14 protein-coding genes and 1 tRNA gene are annotated in these 16332 nt (G+C 71.6%); 5 read left to right on the forward strand and 10 right to left on the reverse strand.

The features are described from left to right. Positions 1 to 127: 127 nt before the first annotated feature. Positions 128 to 2263, forward strand: coding sequence for a sialate O-acetylesterase (locus ACZ6S5_RS16385; RefSeq protein WP_466001107.1), 2136 nt, complete (start codon positions 128 to 130; stop codon positions 2261 to 2263). A gap of 24 nt (positions 2264 to 2287) precedes the next feature. Here the strand turns inward: ACZ6S5_RS16385 and ACZ6S5_RS16390 are convergent, their stop codons facing one another. From ACZ6S5_RS16390 to ACZ6S5_RS16420, 7 genes are all read right to left on the reverse strand, one after another. Further along, positions 2288 to 4390, reverse strand: coding sequence for an acyltransferase family protein (locus ACZ6S5_RS16390; protein ID WP_466001109.1), 2103 nt, complete (start codon positions 4388 to 4390; stop codon positions 2288 to 2290). A gap of 56 nt (positions 4391 to 4446) precedes the next feature. Next, entirely contained in the window at positions 4447 to 5838 is a 1392-nt protein-coding gene (locus ACZ6S5_RS16395) for an O-antigen ligase family protein (protein ID WP_466001111.1), read from the reverse strand. A 1-nt stretch (position 5839) separates the two neighbouring features. Further along, positions 5840 to 7174, reverse strand: coding sequence for a lipopolysaccharide biosynthesis protein (locus tag ACZ6S5_RS16400; protein WP_466001113.1), 1335 nt, complete (start codon positions 7172 to 7174; stop codon positions 5840 to 5842). After that, positions 7171 to 8235 carry a glycosyltransferase gene (locus ACZ6S5_RS16405; protein ID WP_466001115.1) on the reverse strand — a complete coding sequence of 355 codons (1065 nt, stop codon included), beginning with the start codon at positions 8233 to 8235 and terminating at the stop codon, positions 7171 to 7173. The genes ACZ6S5_RS16400 and ACZ6S5_RS16405 overlap by 4 nt, the downstream gene beginning before the upstream one ends. After that, positions 8235 to 9200 carry a glycosyltransferase family 2 protein gene (locus tag ACZ6S5_RS16410; RefSeq protein ID WP_466001117.1) on the reverse strand — a complete coding sequence of 322 codons (966 nt, stop codon included), beginning with the start codon at positions 9198 to 9200 and terminating at the stop codon, positions 8235 to 8237. The genes ACZ6S5_RS16405 and ACZ6S5_RS16410 overlap by 1 nt, the downstream gene beginning before the upstream one ends. Before the next feature lie 103 nt (positions 9201 to 9303). Then, positions 9304 to 10830, reverse strand: coding sequence for a sugar transferase (locus ACZ6S5_RS16415; protein WP_466001119.1), 1527 nt, complete (start codon positions 10828 to 10830; stop codon positions 9304 to 9306). 277 nt (positions 10831 to 11107) lie between these two features. Continuing rightward, positions 11108 to 12169, reverse strand: a complete 1062-nt coding sequence (locus ACZ6S5_RS16420; RefSeq protein ID WP_466001121.1) for an LCP family protein — start codon at positions 12167 to 12169, stop codon at positions 11108 to 11110. 127 nt (positions 12170 to 12296) lie between these two features. Between ACZ6S5_RS16420 and ACZ6S5_RS16425 the strand changes: the two genes are divergently transcribed. Then, positions 12297 to 13130, forward strand: coding sequence for an O-methyltransferase (locus ACZ6S5_RS16425; protein WP_466001123.1), 834 nt, complete (start codon positions 12297 to 12299; stop codon positions 13128 to 13130). Positions 13131 to 13197: 67 nt separating this feature from the next. Continuing rightward, a complete protein-coding gene (locus ACZ6S5_RS16430; protein ID WP_466001125.1) occupies positions 13198 to 13506 on the forward strand; it encodes a hypothetical protein in 309 nt (102 codons plus the stop codon). Between the two features lie 96 nt (positions 13507 to 13602). On the opposite strand, the gene ACZ6S5_RS16435 is transcribed toward ACZ6S5_RS16430, so the two are convergent. The 3 genes from ACZ6S5_RS16435 to bcp all read right to left on the reverse strand — a co-directional run bounded on the left by ACZ6S5_RS16435 (position 13603) and on the right by bcp (position 15087). Continuing rightward, entirely contained in the window at positions 13603 to 14133 is a 531-nt protein-coding gene (locus ACZ6S5_RS16435) for a GNAT family N-acetyltransferase (RefSeq protein ID WP_466001127.1), read from the reverse strand. A gap of 64 nt (positions 14134 to 14197) precedes the next feature. Next, positions 14198 to 14284, reverse strand: a tRNA-Leu gene (locus ACZ6S5_RS16440). Positions 14285 to 14616: 332 nt separating this feature from the next. Then, on the reverse strand, positions 14617 to 15087 hold the full coding sequence (gene bcp, locus ACZ6S5_RS16445) for a thioredoxin-dependent thiol peroxidase (RefSeq protein WP_466001129.1): 471 nt from the start codon (positions 15085 to 15087) through the stop codon (positions 14617 to 14619). 122 nt (positions 15088 to 15209) lie between these two features. Between bcp and ACZ6S5_RS16450 the strand changes: the two genes are divergently transcribed. Further along, positions 15210 to 15929: an energy-coupling factor ABC transporter permease gene (locus ACZ6S5_RS16450; protein WP_466001131.1), complete on the forward strand. Its 720-nt coding sequence runs from the start codon at positions 15210 to 15212 to the stop codon at positions 15927 to 15929. Beyond that, positions 15926 to 16330, forward strand: coding sequence for a PDGLE domain-containing protein (locus ACZ6S5_RS16455; protein WP_466001133.1), 405 nt, complete (start codon positions 15926 to 15928; stop codon positions 16328 to 16330). Before ACZ6S5_RS16450 ends, ACZ6S5_RS16455 begins: the two co-directional genes overlap by 4 nt. Positions 16331 to 16332: the final 2 nt, after the last annotated feature.

Genomic DNA, 16332 nt, shown 5'->3' on the forward strand with positions numbered 1-16332 from the left:
GGCCGCGTCCCGGTGCGCCCATCGCCGACCCACGCATCGCATAACCTTGATCGCGAAGATCCTGGCCGACCGGTATGGAGGTTCGAGGGTGACCCGTGCTCCCTCCGTGTTGGAGCGCCTCCGATCCGTGCCGCGTGTGGCGTGGATCGCCCTGGGAGCGGCCGTCCTGCTGCTCTCCTCGCTCGCGGTGGCCCTCTGGCCGTCGGCCAGAGCCGGCGCGCCGGAGGCAGCCTGGTCGGCGCCCGAGTCCCGGCGGTCGCAGCCGCCCGCCGTCCCCGTGGACGGCACCAGTTGCGCGGCCAACGTGGCCGGCATGGCCGGCTTCGTCCCGGTCGCCGCGCTCGACCTGCCCGCCCGGGCCAACGGCCGCGCCCCCGCGTACTCCTTCGACCGCACCGCCGCGGTCGCCGGCGGGTTCGACCGGGTCGGCTACTGCCTCGAACTGAGCGGTCCCGCCGGCCCGCAGTGGGTGTGGACCGCGATGGAGGCGGTCATCACGGATGCCCACCGGCTCGGCCTGCCCACCCGGCCCGGGCAGATCATCCAGCAGCGGGTGAACGACGTGGAGGTGGCAACCAACGTCAAGGGCGTGACCACCGGCACCGGCCTGCCCGGCTACCTGGAGATGTGGCCCAACAAATACGGCCCCCGTGGCACGGGCCAGATCTCCGGCGCCGCCGCCGACCGGTACGACGCGGACGACGACATCCAGCCCTCCCTCGCGTACGGCTCGTTTCAGGTGCACCTGGTCGGCGGCACCCGCCCGTCCACCACGCCGCCGCAGACCGTGTTGGCGATCAACGGCTTCACCGCGCCGACCGGCCCGCTGTCGCTCGGCATCGGCACGGCACCGACTGGCAACCCGGACTGGACCTTCGCCGGCAACGCGGCCAGTTTCACCCAGCGCCGGCTGACCGTGTACGCCCGCCCGTCGATGCTCACCGTCACCCGGCACCCCAAGGACCGGCAGCTGTTCCCCCGCGACACCGGGAATGGTGCCGTGGTCGAGGTGGCCGGGGGGATCACCGATCCGCGGGTGAATGCCGTGCAGCTCAAAGTGACCAGCGGCGCCGACGGCTGGGAGTACAGCGCGCCGGCCAGGGCCGGCGGAAAGTTCGCCTTCCGGCACCGGATCAGTGCGGAACTGCGGGAGTACCGCTTCGAGCTGCGGGCGCTGGGTGACGGTGTGAGCCGCCGGGTCGGCCTCTGGGACGGGGTCGTCGCGGGCGACGTCTACGTCATACAGGGCCAGTCGAACGCCGTCGCTGCCATGCAGCGGGGCTCGTCCGTGGCCGAGGAGTCACCGTTCGTCCGCAGCTACGGCTCACCCACGGCGGACCCGGGGCTCTCGGCAACAGGGCGGGGGTGGAACTACGCGGTCGGCGACCTGGCCCGACAGCCGGGCTCGGTGGGCCAGTGGGGGATCCGGATGGCACACCGGATCTCGGACACCTACCAGGTGCCTGTGGCGGTGGTCAACGGCGCGGAGAGCAGCCGGCCGATCGGCTACTTCCAGCGTGCCGACGGCCGGCCGGGCGACCTGCGCACGAACTACGGGCGGCTGCGGCAACGTCTGACGGCCGCCGGTTTGATCGGGCACGTACGCGGCGTCCTCTGGTATCAGGGCGAGGCCGACAACGACAACGCGGCCGCCCACGTGGCCGGGTTCACGGCGCTGTTGCGGGACTGGCGGGCAGAGATCGGCGACCGGGACACCCGGTACTACGTGTTCCAGGTACGCAGCTCGCCCTGCGGGAACGCCACCGCCGCGCGGCTGCGGGAGGCGCAGCGACGGATGGGCGACACCCTCGGGGTGACCGTGCTGTCGACCAACGGCCTCTCCGGCCAGGACGAGTGCCATTTCGCCTGGGAGCAGGGCTACCGCGAGCTGGGCGACCAGGCCTTCGCCGTGGTGTCCCGGGACCTGTACCGGGGGCCCGGCGACGGCGTGGCATCCCCCAACCCGCGGTCTGCGACCTTCGCCGACGCCACCCGGACGGCCCTGGTGGTCCAGTTGCGCGACGACGACCCGCTCACTGTGGAGCCCGGCGTGGCCGCCGACTTCCGGGTCAACGGCAGCCGGGTCTCGGTGGTCGAAGTCGCCTACCGCCCCGGCGGCCAACTGGTGCTGACCCTCTCCGGCCCGGCAGACGGGGCGACCGGCGTGAGCTACCTCAGCCACCTGGGTGCCGGGCCACGGATCCTGAACGCCTCCGGCGCCGGGCTGCTGACCTTCCAGGGCCTGCCGATCGCCGGTCGGTAGGAGCAGACCGGTGCCGGGCGGCGCTCAGCCGCTCCAGGGCCGCAGTGCCCCGGCCAACAGCGGCGCGATGGTGTGGGCGTAGTCGGCCGTGATGTGCGAGGCGTCGCGCCGCACGACCACACCGTTCACGAACGCCGGGCACCGGTGCCCGGCTCCGCAGAACCACGTCCGGGTCGCCACGTACCCCGATCCCTCCCCGCTCCACGCCCGGCGATCTGCCTCCGCGTAGGACAGCCACTGAGACGAGATGGTGGACACACAGTCCCGGGGGGTGGAGACGCGGGTGATGCAGGCGGTCGGATTCATTCCCGGTGGCGGGGACTGCAGGGCGACCACCTGTCCGGCTGGTGAGAGCCACTCCTCCTTCGCTGTCCGCACCGCGGTCTCCCAGGCCGGTAGTGACGGCTGCCCGCCTTCCGCGTGCAGCCGTTGGCCGTAGGCGTTTCCCACGATCACCAGCGCAGGCTTCACCCGGGCGATGAACGACCGGACGATGTGCTTGTGGGCTGGGCAGGAACGGGTGATGCTGTCGTCATCCGCGACGGTCCTCGTCGCGATGAACGGGCAGCCGACGTAGGTCATGGGGTGCACCGTCCATCCCTTGGGTTCCAGCACCGCCCTGATGGCCGGCAGCCACGCAACCGCCGTGGAGTCCCCGACCACCACAACCAACTTCGCCGGATCGGCCGTCCCCGCGGAGCAGTCCCGGCCGCGGGGCGTCGCCGGCAGGCAGCCCTGCGAGTCCGAGCGGGCGAAGCCCTGCCGGCCCAACTCGCCGACGGCCGGGGCCAGGTCCGGCCACTCCGTGGCACCCAGTGCCACCTCGATATGTGCGGCGAGCTCGCCTTCGGTCGTGACCGCGGCCGCCACTGCACGTCTCGGTGCCGAGCTGGGGCCGAAGGTGGTCACCGTCACGACGGCGACCACCGCGGTGAGCGCGGCGGTCGGTGCTACCCACAGGGCGCGCGTCCGGCGTTTCCGTGCGTGGGCCCCCGGCCCCGCAGCCCGTTCCAGCCAGGAGGATCTGCGCACCGGGTTCTCAAGACCGTGATACGAGGCGATGGAGATCAGCGCGGTGCCGATGAGCACCAGAAGGTAGGTCCGGAGATCGTCCTCCGGCAGCACCGCCCCGGCCAGGACGAGTAAGGGGAAGTGCCAGAGGTAGAGCGAGTAGGAGATGTCGCCCAGGTACCGGGCCACCGGATTGGTCAGGGGGAACAACAGTCGTGTCCCACCCGCGCCGCCGCCGGCGATCAGCAGGGCGGACAGCACCGGCAGGAGCGCCCCGGGCAGCGGGAACGGGGTTCGCGGGTCGACGACGAAGACGGAGACGACGAGCCCCGTGAGGCCCAGCCACTGAAGCGCGGTACGCGTACGCACGGGGAGCCCGGCCCACCATGGTGCCGTGAGGACCGCGAGAGCACCCGCGCCGAGTCCCCAGGCGCGGGAGAAGGTCGAGTAGTACGCGTCCGTGGGGGCGTATGCGGTCTGCCAGAGGCCGAAGGCCACCGAGCCGCCGGTGATCGACGCCATGAGGATGCCGAGAACGTGCCGCGACCGGCGGTGGTTCCACCCGAATCGCCGGGCAGCCGCCCCGAGCACCAGGGTGATCAGGATGGGCCAGATCACATAGAACTGCTCCTCTACGGCGAGGGACCAGTAGTGCCGCAGCGGTGAGACGGGCCCGTCCGCCTGGAGGTAGTCGGTGCCGACGGCCGCGAAGCGCCAGTTGGCGGAGAAGAGCCCGGACCAGAGCGCGTCCCAGGCGATCGAGCGCCGCCGCTCACCAATGAACAGCAGCGACGCGGCGAGGTACGTGATGACCAGGACCAGCAGCGACAAGGGCAGGATGCGCCGGACCCGCCGCCGGTAGAAGTCGGCGAAGGAGATCCGTCCGGTCCGATCGTGTTCCTTCAGCAGCAGGCCGGTGATCAGATAACCGGAGATCACGAAGAAGACGTCAACGCCGACGAAGCCGCCCGTTGGCCAGTGGAAGAGATGGTCGAGGATCACCACCAGGACGGCGAAGGCGCGAAGTCCCTGGATGTCCGGGCGGAAACCGCTGGACGCCCCGGCACGCTGGTGGACGGCGCGATGGCCGTGAACCATGGCGGTGGCCGACGACATGGATGTCCTTCTCCCCGTGTTCGATCGATTGCCGCCGGTTTCCGGCGGGTGCGCCGCTACCGTGTGCTGGGTCCGGCCATCCGGGCGTTCGGGTCGGTCGTGACTGCCACGGTGACCCGGCCGTTGCCCCACCTCGAGGTCAGCCGGCGCAGCGGAGCGAGCCCGCCCTGCCGGTCAGCGGCGTCGACCGGTCCGGGAATGCTCACCGGGCTCGCCGTGACGCCGCTCCGCTGGATGAGCATCAGCATCAGGAAGATCCAGGACAGCCCGTCCACCGACAGCGGGTTCCACACCACCTCGGTGAACGAGTACAGCAGCAGGAGCACCACCGGCGCCTTCGCGGTGAAGGCCCGGCCGTCGAGGACCTTCCCGTGCAGCAACGTCGCCGCCCAGAGTCCCCAGATCGCCAGCGCGATGAAACCGCCCGCGAAGATGGCCAGGACATAGCCGGAGTGGAAGAAGTGGGTCGGTGCCTCGCCGATGTCCCGCAGGTGGTACCACTTGGAGACGCCGACGCCGGTCACCTCCATGCCGGCGATGTGTTCCCGGGCGTGCACCCAGATGTTGCCACGGTTGCTCAGCGTGGTGCGGTCGGCGCTCCACGTCAGGTATGTGGCTGCGGTGACGAACGTCAGCACCAGGGCAACGCAGAGGACGAACGGGATCCGCTCGATCCGCCGCCGCCGCTCGATCAGCCAGCTGCCGGCCAGCCAGGCGATGCCGGCGGCGAGGGCGAGGTAGCTGGTGCGGGAACCGGTCGCGACGATGACCAGGAAGCAGAAGCCGGCCGCGGCCAGCAGCTCGAGCCGACGCATCGCGCAGAGGGCGGCGACAAGGGTGAACGTGGCGACCATGGCCACGTAGTTCTCGGACTCGAAGAAGCTCTTGTAGAGCGCCCCGGCCACCGAGCACTTCTCCAGTTTCCCGCCGGTGCATGCCCGCCAGGCGCTCTCTCCGGAGAAGAGCGTCGGGATCGCCATCATTGACAGCACCGCCAGCCCGATGTACGCCAGGGCCCGGGTGTTCACCGCCGTACGGGCGGAGATCAGCAGCGCGGCGAGCAGGAAGAGGCCGCCCGCCGCATACGAGACCAGCCGCGAGCCGTACAGCCCCGAACCGACGAGGGCGTCCACGGCGAGGCACCAGAGCAGCAACGCGCCGATGGTCCACCAGGAGATCCGGAGCCAGACGTCGGACGGACCGCGCAGGCTCCGCCCACCCGAGAGGACCACCCACGCCAGCAAGGCGAGCACCAGCACCCCGATGAGCGCGGAGCTGTGCTCCCCGGCGAGCACCGGCGCGGCATTCGCCAGCACCACGAAGCCGACGAGCACAAGCGCGGTCCGGCTGTCGCCGAACGCGGCGGCGACCTTCTGCCGAGCGGACCACAGCCAGACCGCCACGGCCACGCCGCTGGCCGTCAGCAGGAAAGCGAACAGGCCGGTCAACTCATACCCTTTCCACGGCTTTCTCGGGTTGCTTCGCGGGCGCCGGATCGCGCCGGACGGCGGCGACGAGACAGCCCCACAGCAGGACGCCGAGGAGCGCGTCGCAGACCAGGCTGGAGACGACCGCTCCCGACCAGCCGTACGCCGGGATCAGCCAGATGTTCAGCCCGGCGTTGACCACGCCGACCGCTATCTGGCAGACCGTACGGCGGCCCTGCATCCGGCTGCCCGACAGGGTGTCGGCCGCCAGGTAGTGGATCGCCTTCAGCACCAGCAGCGCGCTGAGCCCCTGCAGCGCAGTGGTCGCCGCCGCGTACTCGGCGCCGAAGACGATCGGCATCATCCAGGAGAAGGCAGCCAGCAGCAGGGCCGCCGGCACGCTGAACATCAGGTACCGCGGCAGCAACCGGCGGGTCAGGCGCAGGGCGGCGCGCGGCCCGTCGCGGCCGGCTTCGAAGAAGCGGGGGTAGGCGACCGCCCCCATGGCGCGCCCCGGCGTGTACGCGAAGTCGACCACCCGGTACGCGGCTGCGTAGATGGCCGCGCTCTCCGGAGTGCCCAGCTTCGACAGCATCACCTTGTCGAGGTCGTTGTAGACGGTCTGCGCGGAGAGTCCGACGGCGAACAGCATGCCGTGCCGGACCTGCCCGAACGCGCCGCGTACGGCGTTTCGGGACAGACCCGCCCCGCGCAGCCCGTACGCGGTGACCAGCAGGCAGATCACCGCGGAGAGCAGCGCCGCGGTGACCGCCCAGGCGTGCAGGGTCACCGGCCCCGACGCGGCGGCCGCGAGGGCCACCGCCGCGACCAGCCGGCACACATGCAGCAGCGCGGGAATGATCGAGGCGAGGAAGATCCGGCCGCGCGCCTGCACCGAGGCGGCCACCACCTCGATCAGCCGCCAGGCGACCAGATCGGCGACGGCGAGCGCAGCGACGTCGAGCAACCGCACCTGGCCGGCCCAGACAGCGGCCCCCACGGCGGTGACCAGCACCGACGCGCCGATACCGAAGGTCGTGGTCAGCACCATGCCCCGGGCGAGATGCCGGTCCCACTCCGCTGGCGCGTCGGCGTGGCTCTGGAAGATCAGGCTCGGCACGCCGGCCGACGCGAACGGCGACACCAGGGCGACGAGCGCGGTGACGCCGACGAAGAGGCCGTACTCCTCGATGGGCATCTCTCGGGCAAGCAGGACGAAGAGCACGCCCTGGGCGACGGTGCGCAGCAGAGTACCGCTGAGGAACTTGCCCGACTTGCGCAGGAAGCCGTCGCCGCGGCCGGCGGAGGACTTCCGGTCCGCGCCCGCCCGGTCGGTGGTGCTGTCGGCGATCGTCATCGGGCCATCGCCTCCACCCACCGGCGGCTCACCTCGGCCGTATCGAGGGCGGCGGACCGCGCCTGCCAGGCCTTTTCGAAGTCGCCCCGCGTCGGGCGCTCGTCACCGGTCATCCGCAGGATCGCGTCGGCCAGCGCCCGCGGAGTGGACGCAGCGGCCAGCACGCCGGGCACGAGGGTGGGGACCAGTTCGTCCAGCGCGGGTACCGGCAGAGCAGCGACGGGCACGCCCGCCTCGGCCGCCTCGATCAGGCTCAGCCCGAACGTCTCCGCCCCGGACGGGTGCACGAGCAGGTCCGCCTCGGCGAGCAGCCCGCCGACGTCCGGTATCCGGCCGAGGAACCGCACCCGGTGGGCCACGCCCAACTCCCGAGCCCGGTCCGACAGCAGATCCCGTTCCTCGCCGTCCCCGGCGAGGGTCAGCTGGTGCCGTTCGGGCAGCAGGGCCAGCGCCGACAGGGCGAGGCCGTGGTTCTTCAGCGGACGCAACGCGCCCGTCGTGACGAGGTGGATCCGCCCCTCGCCGACCGGCCGGGGCGGGACGAAGCCGCCGACCGGCAGCGGATTGGGGATCGTGGTGACCGGCTGGCTGGGGGCGAGTCCCCGGACTGTCCGCGCGACGCCCTCCGACACCGCGACGACGAGCCGGGGGCGCATCGCCGCGGTCCGGGTCAGCCGGGCGAGCGCGCGTACCCGCCGGTCGGCGGCGAGCCGCTCGGGCAGCACGGAATGCTCCCAGGCGACGAAGTCGCGACCGGTGCCGGCCAGCGCCGCGCCGACCGGGACCGTCGCCCAGAGCCCGCTGGACACGACCACCGTGTCGGCCGGCAGGGCGCGCAGCCGGCGGCGCAGCGTGGGGACAACCTCCACCAGCCGGGTGCTCCGGCTGCTCGCTCCGAGGCGGTCGACCTCCAGGTCGTCGAGGTCGGGCGGCACGCCCCGGGACAGCACGGTCGCCGAGACCGTCACCCCGTACGCCCGCAGGCCTCGCATCAGCAGCACGGCCGCCCGCTCCATGCCGTAGCAGGGCTCCAGCTGGGGCAGTACGAAGTGCAGGCGCATCAGCGGGACCGGTCCGTCTGTCGGGGGATGGTGGCGTCGGTGGCCGCCCGCGACCGCCGCATCGCGACGCGCTCGAGAGTGGCCCGTGGCACCATACCGAGCGCGGCCAGCGCGGCGTTCTGGGCGGAGGGGGGCGAGTTCCGCCGGATCGCCCGTACCATCTCCCGGACACCTTCCCAGTCCCTGGCCTGCAGGGCGTACCGGAGGGTCTGTGCCGCGATGAAGTCGGCGAAGGTCTCCCGGGCCCACACGCCCTCCCACCGCTTCGCCCACTGCCACGACGTACGCCAGTCGGCGCCGGCCGAGATCGACCCGGGGCTGCCGACGGTGTAGACGGCGGTGGCCTCCGGCACCTGAGTGATCTTCGCGCCGGGGATCCGGGCCGCCCGGATCAGCCAGTCCCAGTCCTGGTGCCGGGGCAGTGTCTCGTCCCACCGGCACCTGGCGGCGAGGTCCCGCGTGGTCAGCAGGGTCGAGGTGGGCAGTGACTGGCGGCCGACGCCGAGGCGACGCCGACGGAAGAGGTAGTCCTCGGGGAGGGCGCCGTCGGGGATCAGCACCGTCGGCGCGGCCGTGGGAAGCGGCTCGGCGCCGTCCTTCCGTTGCAGGATCCGGGACGACACGACCGGCTGCCAGCCCTCGGCGGCCAGCCGTTCCAGCGTCGGCAGCTGGACGGCCAACTTGTCCGGCAGCCACGCGTCGTCGTCGTCGAGAAACGCCACGTGGCTTCCCGGAGCCGCATGGTCCACCCCCAGGTTGCGCGCGTACGAGCCGCGCCGGCCGCCACCCGTGCAGACCACCTCGTCCACGTCCCCGCGGAGGTCCCGCACGGTGTCCGGCACGTCCGCGAGGTCGCAGACGACCACGACGTGCACGGACACCCCGCGCTGCGCGCGGACGCTCCGCACCGCCTCGGCGACGCTGGGTCTGCCCGTCGTGGGAATGACGACCGATACGTCCGGCAAGGGAATCTCCAGGTGATCAGGGGCGGACCGGGGCGGTGCGGCGTAAGGGCGTGCCGGCGGGTCGGCCGGGAGCGCGATGGCGGGCCAGTCGGCCGGTCGTCGCTCAGCGACCACCGGCGCGGAAGACCTCCGCCACCGTGCGCAGCAGGACCTTCGCGTCCAGCCACAGCGACCAGTTCTCGATGTAGTAGTTGTCGAACCGGGCGCGGTCGGAAATGGGGGTGTCCCCGCGCAGCCCGCTGACCTGGGCCAGACCGGTGAGCCCCACGGGTACCCGGTGACGCATCGCGTAGTTGGGGTACTCGGCGGAGAACTTCTCCACGAAGAACGGACGTTCGGGGCGCGGCCCGACCACGCTCATGTCGCCGCGCAGGATGTTCCACAACTGCGGCAGCTCGTCCAGGGAGGTGCGCCGCAGGAACCGCCCGATCGGCCCGACCCGCCGGTCGTGCGCGATCGACCAGTTCGTCTGCGACTCGTGCTCGTCCACCGGACGCATCGAGCGGAACTTGATGATGTGGAACGGCTGGCCGTGCCGACCGATCCGTTCCTGCCGGAAGAAGATGCCGGGCCCGCCGTCGATGAGCACCGCGATCGCGCAGAGCAGAAGGATCGGACTCAGCACCAGCAGGGCCGTGAGGGCGAACGCGACATCCGAGGCGCGCTTGAGCGCCCAGCGTGGCCCGGAGAGCGTGGTGTCGCCGATCTTGACCATCGGGATCGCCCCGACGTGGTCGCCGTGCGAACGCGAGCCCCAGAGCCGCGGCACCGCCCACAGGTCGCAGCTCGCGGTCGCCGGCTGGCGCAGCACCTCCATCAGCACCGGCTCCGGGCAGTCCGGGTCGGCGATGATGAGCACGTCACACTCGAGCAGCCGGACGAACTGCTCCAGTTCGTCGAGCCCGCCGATGAGCGGGTGGGTGCCCGGCCGGGACGGGGTGTCGACGCAACCGACGAAGCGCAGGCCGTACTGCGGGTAGCGGCGCAGCAGCCGGCCGAGCTCCACGGCCGTCGGCCCGCTGCCGATGACGATCGCGTTGTGTTCCACCCAGCGGCGCTTGCGGGCGATGATGATGAATTCCCGGGTGACCATGCGCCCCACGATGACCAGTCCGGCGGCGACGCCGACCCCGCGCGTGAAGCCCAGGACGTATTCCGCCGACTCGTGCCGCAGGGCCGCGATCATGGCGACCACCGCCGCCGAGGCGAGCAGCCGGCCGCAGAGACTGGGGAGCTCGTCCAGGATGCTGACGTGGCGCTGCGCGTGGTAGAGCCCGCCGGCGGCGAAGAAGGCGACCGTCAGACCGGCCATGACCAGGGTTCCGCGCCAGTACTGGTGCGTCATGAGCAGCGGGGCCAGCAGCGCGGCGACGTCGACGGGTGCGGTCATCATCCACGCGCGCAGCGCCCGGGTGCGCCGGGACGCCCGGGATCCGGCGTACGGCAGCACCGTCGTGGTGTCCAGCCCTGGCCGGCTGGAACCGGACGCGACGGGCTCGTCGAGCCGGGCCGCCGGGATCGTCGGTGTGGTGCTCGGACCCTCTCCGCTGCCGCTCCTGACCGCGAACAGCTGCGCGGTCGGAGCGTCCGTGTCGACGACGCGGTCGCCCACCGCCGGTTGCTGTGACATTGCTTGTCCTTCCCCCGTGGCGCCCGCACCCGGCCTCCCCGGCTATGTGGGCGATCGCAGGATACGGCCGGGTCGGTGGGGGCAACACAGCCGGCAGGACAATCCGGCGTCCTACTTTCCGCCGCCCATGATCAGGTTCGGGTGAGCGGCACCGCGGGTCGGTGTTCACGGCTTAGTGGACCGTTGGCGTGGTCGGGGCGGCCCCCGCGACGAAGAAGGGGCGGCGGGATCGTTCGACCCCGCCGCCCCGGCACGCCTCCGACCCGCCGTCAGGCGGTCATTTCCGCGCGTACTGCTTGATTTCCTCGACCGCGTCCCGGCGCACCGCGTCGTAGCACTCCTTCACCCGGTCGGCGTCGGCGAGGACCACACTCTCGGTGCCGATGCGGCCGGTGCCCTTCGTCGGGCTGGTGAGGAACGACAAGTTGTTGCCCCGCACCCCGCGCATCTGCATCCCCATGTCGAACAGTGACATGGCCTTGTCCACCGACACCGAGTTCGACGTCGCCTTGAGGAAGGCATTCAGCTTCGCGGGATTGGCGAGGATGCCCCCGGAGGCCGCCTTGTCCAGGATCGCCTTGATCACCTGTTGCTGGTGCCGGATCCGGGCGAAGTCACCGTCCGCGAACTGCTTGCGCTGGCGGGAGTAGTCAAGTGCTTCCTCCCCGTTGAGCAGCTGTGGCCCGGCGTGGAAGGCACGGAACGGCGGGTGGATCGAGGTGAAGGACTTCTCCACGTTGACGTTCACCCCGCCGAGGGCGTCGATGATCTCCTTGAAGCCGGCGAAGTCGACGATCGCCACGTGGTCGATCCGGACCCCGGTGAACTTCTCCACCGTCTGCACCATCAGCGGAACACCGCCCCAGGCGAAGGCGGCATTGATCTTCGCGCTCCGACCGCCGTGCTGGCCGTCCGCCGACCGCGGGATCGGCACCCAGGTGTCGCGGGGGATGGAGATCAGCTGTGCGCTCGAGCGGTCCGCCGGGAGGTGGGCCACGATGATGGTGTCGGTCCGTGATCCGCTGGTCTTCTCGGGGTCGCGGGAGTCGCTCCCTAGGATCAGGAGATTCTGGGCTCCCTTGGCCCCGGCCGTCGGGCGTTCCTGCTCGGGGACCCCGGTGAAGGCGTCGACCCGGTCGATGCCGGACTCCACCGACTTCAGATAGATCCCACCGGCGATCGCGCCGCCGCCGCCGAGCAGCACCACCACGAGCAGCACGATCAGGGCGATCCGTCGGCCGCGGCGACGCGGCTTCGGCGCGGACGACACGCCGTCCGGTTCCACATCGGATCCGGGGAAGCGGGTGTCGGGGTCGGCAAGCTGGTGGCGATCTGACATGGCCGCGATGGTACTGACTCAGGTTTCGGCGCGGGGACCCTCGTCCGGGTGGTCAGCCTCGGCCACCCGGTCGGTGAATCGGAACTTTTCTCGCCGTTCGTAACCCTGACCTGGTACAACCGCACGGGTGGACGCAACGAAGCTCCGGCGGGCCATCGCCCGCACCCCGTTGGCGCCGGTCGCCGCGTTCCCCAAGCGGCTCGCCCGGGTCGCCCGGCACGACGCCAAGGTGCTGCGCACCTCCGCCCGCTGGCTCTTCACCTCCCGCGAACATCACAACTACACCTACGACCTGACCAAGCTGAGCCGGCAGCATCTCGCCTGGTTCGTCAGCGTCTCCTGCGACGTGCCGGTCCGCCAGGTCCGCGACTGGTTCGACGAGCTGGAAGGCGACGACAAGCTGCGCGGGCACATCGAGGCGGCCACCGCCGCCGCCTCCCGCCGCGGCCTCGCCGACCGGCACGTCCGGTACGCCCGCCGAATCGGCTGGTACGCCATCGTCCGCGCCCGCAAACCCGCCCACGTCGTCGAGACCGGCGTCGACAAGGGGCTCGGCAGCTGCGTCCTGGCCGCCGCCCTGCTGCGCAACGCCGCCGAAGGGCACCCCGGCCGGCTCACCTCCCTCGACATCAACCCCGAAGCCGGCTACCTCGCCCGCGCCACCCCCTGGGCCGACGTGGTCGACCTGGTCATCGGCGACTCGGTCGCCTCGATCACCGCGCTCGACCGCCCCGTCGACCTCTTCCTGCACGACAGCGACCACAGCCGGGTCCACGAGAAGCGCGAGTTCGAGGAGATCGAGGCCAGACTCGCCCCCGGCGCGATGCTGCTCACCGACAACGTCACCGCCACCAACGTCCTCGCCGAACATGCCGAACGGACCGGGCGGCGGTTCCTCGCCTACCGCGAGACCCCCCTCCGCCACTGGTACCCCGGAGACGGGATCGGCGTCGCCTGGTGAGGGCCTTGTGCGTGGTCGCCGCCAGGATCGATGATGACCGAAGCGGCACATCGACGAAGGAGTCGCGATGACAGTGATCCACCACCCCCGGGTGGCCTGGGACACCGCCCGGGTGATCGTCGAGGCGATGCCCGACGAGCAGCTCTTCACCTGGATCCGGCAGGAGTTCGGCGGCCTGCTCGGGACCGCCGCTCAGGACGCCCTCGACGACACCCGCGACCGGCTGCGGCGGGCCGGGGACGCCCGGGTGCCGGTCGAGACCGGCCTGTGGCGGGTCCGGCTGGAGGACATGCTCCGGGAACGGCCCGAACTCGCCAGGGACGTGTCCGCCTTCACCGCCGTCACCGTCGGCCTGCTCCGCGCCCGCGAATCCTGAACCCTCAGCGAGCCTGTCCCGACCGTCTACGGCCGGGCGACCGCCGGCCGAACGCCGCGCCGTTCCCACCACTGCCCGGCAGCGGGCGTCGACCGGTCAGGCCGCCGCGTCCGCCAGGTCGAGCCACATGAAGACCTCGTCCCGGTCGTCGCCCGGGCCGACCCGCAGCGCCGCCGGCAGTCGCCCGACCTCGCGGTAGCCGAGACGGCCGTAGAACGCCTCCAGCCCCTGGCCGCCGCGGAGCGTGACGTGCAGCGCCGACCAGCCCAGCTCCGGCGCGCGCCGCGCCGCCTCGCGCATGAGGTCGAGACCGTACCCGCGGCCCTGGGTGTCCGGGTGGACCATGACCCGCTTGAGGACGCCCCAGTGCGTCTTCAGGTGGAAGCGGTTGTCGGCGAGGACGAGCACCGCCACCGCGCGCTCACCCGCGTAGCCGACCAGCAGCCGGTCCGGGCCGCCGGTGACGTCGGCGAAGGTCCGCTCGGCGACCGGCCGGACGTCGGCCGCGGTCACCGGGGCGACGAAGCCGACCGCACCTCCGGCGTTGGTGACGTCCACCCACAGGTCGACGAGTTGCTCGCGCAGGGCCGGGGTCAGGTCGGGATCGAGAACGAAGCGCAGGTCCACGCCCGCCATCCTCGGGGAGTGGCGTGGCGTGAACCCACCTTCGTGATCCTCACGACAACGCTTCTGGTGCGGGAGAGGGGAGTCGAACCCCCACGTCCTTTCGGACAATAGGACCTAAACCTATCGCGCCTGCCTATTACGCCACTCCCGCGGACTTGCTGAGTCTAGAGCGTCGAGCCTCCGGGGTGGTGAGCCCAGCCTCCCTCAGGATCAACAGGGCGGTGCGGTGGCTGATCACCCGTTTGCCGGCGGATGTCTCGGCGAGGCCCTGGGCGATCCTCCGGGAGCCGAACTGCGGATGGCTCAGCGCGAAGTGGATGACCGACTCCCGGAACTGTGCGCGTGCGAGCCACCGCTGATCCGTACGCCGAGCAGGCGCATGACCTCCGTGACGCTGCGCGCTCGGGCCGCCGCTGCCGCCAGCGTCTCGGAGAGTACTTGTACCGAGGCGCGTACGGGCGGTAGCGGCGGCGTACGACAGATTCAGTCCAGGCCGAGGTCGCGGCGCAGCTTGGCGACATGGCCGGTGGCCTTGACGTTGTAGAGCGCCCGCTCGACCTTGCCGTCCTCGTCGATGACGAAGGTGGAGCGGATCACGCCGGTGACGGTCCTGCCGTACATCTGCTTCTCGCCGTACGCGCCGTACGCGGTCAGCACGGCCTTGTCGATGTCGGCGACCAGCGGGAAGGTGATGGCGTCCCGGTCGCGGAACTTGGCCAGCTTCTCCGGCTTGTCCGGCGAGATGCCCACCACCTCGTAGCCGGCGGCCTGGAGGGAGGCGAGTGAGTCGCGGAAGTCGCAGGCCTGCTTGGTGCAGCCGGGCGTCATGGCGGCCGGGTACGCGTACAGGATGACCTTGCGGCCGCGCAGGTCGGCCAGGGAGAGCGTCCCTGCGCTGTCGGTGGGCAGGGTGAACTCGGGGGCGGGATCGCCGGGGTTGAGGCGGTCGGTCATGGCCGAGACGATACCGCCGCCGTGGTGCCGGGGGCCGGTGGCGACGCGCCATCGGCGTGATGATCACCATGGCTTGTTGCAAGGGATTGGCAACAACGGCGTGCCACAAATAAGCTCAGCGGGTGGAAAACCTGGCGATGCACATCTCGAACGGGATCATCGACGGTCCCGTCGCCGCGATCTTCGGGGCGCTCGCGCTCGCCGTGCTCACCTTCTGCGTGCTGCGCGGGCGACGCGACCTCGACGACCGGCTGGCGCCGATGGCCGGCCTGGTGGCCGCGTTCATCTTCGCCGTGCAGATGCTGAACTTCCCGATCTTCACCGCCGGGGTCAGCGGCCACCTGCTCGGCGGCGCGCTGGCCGCGCTGCTGGTCGGCCCATGGGTGGGGGCGCTCTGCGTCGCCGTGGTCCTGATCGTGCAGGCCCTGGTCTTCGGCGACGGCGGGGTGGCGATGCTCGGCCTGAACGTCACCAACATGGCGATCATCGGCACCGCCGCCGCGTACCTGCTGATCGCGCTGCTGCTGCGGGTGCTGCCGCGCAGCAACGCCGGCCTCGCCGTCACCGCCTTCGTCTCCGCGCTGGTCAGCGTGGTGGTCGCCAGCCAGGGTTTCGTCCTGGAGTACTGGCTGGGCGGCACCACCGACCTGGGCGGCAACCTGGCCGGGCTGGCCGGCACGATGGCCGGTTTCCACGTGCTGATCGGCGTCGGTGAGGGCCTGATCACCGCGACCACCGTGGTCACCGTCGCGAAGGTCCGCCCCGATCTGGTCTACGCGCTGCGTGCCCTGAAGCCGGCCCCGCCGGTCCCGGCCGTCCCGGTCGCCGGAGGTGCCCGATGAACCGGCGTTCCTGGCCCTTCCTCCTCGGCGGCCTGCTGGTCGCCCTGCTGCTCGCCGGCGTGGTCAGCAACTACGCCTCCCCGCACCCGGACGGGCTGGACTCGTCGCTGCTCAAGGGCTGCACGGTGAACGCCCACGGGCAGATCACCGGCGGCAGTTGCCCGGCCCAGCAGACCCGGCACCACGAGCTGGCCGACAGCCCGCTCGCCAACTACGGCGTCCGGGGGATCGACCACGGCTTCCTCTCCACCGGCCTCTCCGGGGTGCTCGGCGTGCTGCTCACCTTCGCCCTCGGCGGTGGCCTGTTCTGGCTGGCCCGCCGCCGTGGCCAGGCGTCCGACAAGACGGCCGGCCGGGCGCCCGACGGGCAGCCGGCGTCGCGCGCCGACAGCGCCGGCTGAGG

The sequence above is a fragment of the Micromonospora sp. NPDC051924 genome, assembly GCF_055586005.1.

Coding starts and splice junctions, on each gene's coding strand:
- ACZ6S5_RS16400 (WP_466001113.1), bottom strand. CDS start 7,174: ATGACGATCGCCGACAGCACCACCGACCGGGCGGGCGCGGACCGGAAG.
- bcp (WP_466001129.1), bottom strand. CDS start 15,087: ATGACCGACCGCCTCAACCCCGGCGATCCCGCCCCCGAGTTCACCCTG.
- ACZ6S5_RS16405 (WP_466001115.1), bottom strand. CDS start 8,235: ATGCGCCTGCACTTCGTACTGCCCCAGCTGGAGCCCTGCTACGGCATG.
- ACZ6S5_RS16455 (WP_466001133.1), top strand. CDS start 15,926: ATGAACCGGCGTTCCTGGCCCTTCCTCCTCGGCGGCCTGCTGGTCGCC.
- ACZ6S5_RS16430 (WP_466001125.1), top strand. CDS start 13,198: ATGACAGTGATCCACCACCCCCGGGTGGCCTGGGACACCGCCCGGGTG.
- ACZ6S5_RS16420 (WP_466001121.1), bottom strand. CDS start 12,169: ATGTCAGATCGCCACCAGCTTGCCGACCCCGACACCCGCTTCCCCGGA.
- ACZ6S5_RS16390 (WP_466001109.1), bottom strand. CDS start 4,390: ATGTCGTCGGCCACCGCCATGGTTCACGGCCATCGCGCCGTCCACCAG.
- ACZ6S5_RS16415 (WP_466001119.1), bottom strand. CDS start 10,830: ATGTCACAGCAACCGGCGGTGGGCGACCGCGTCGTCGACACGGACGCT.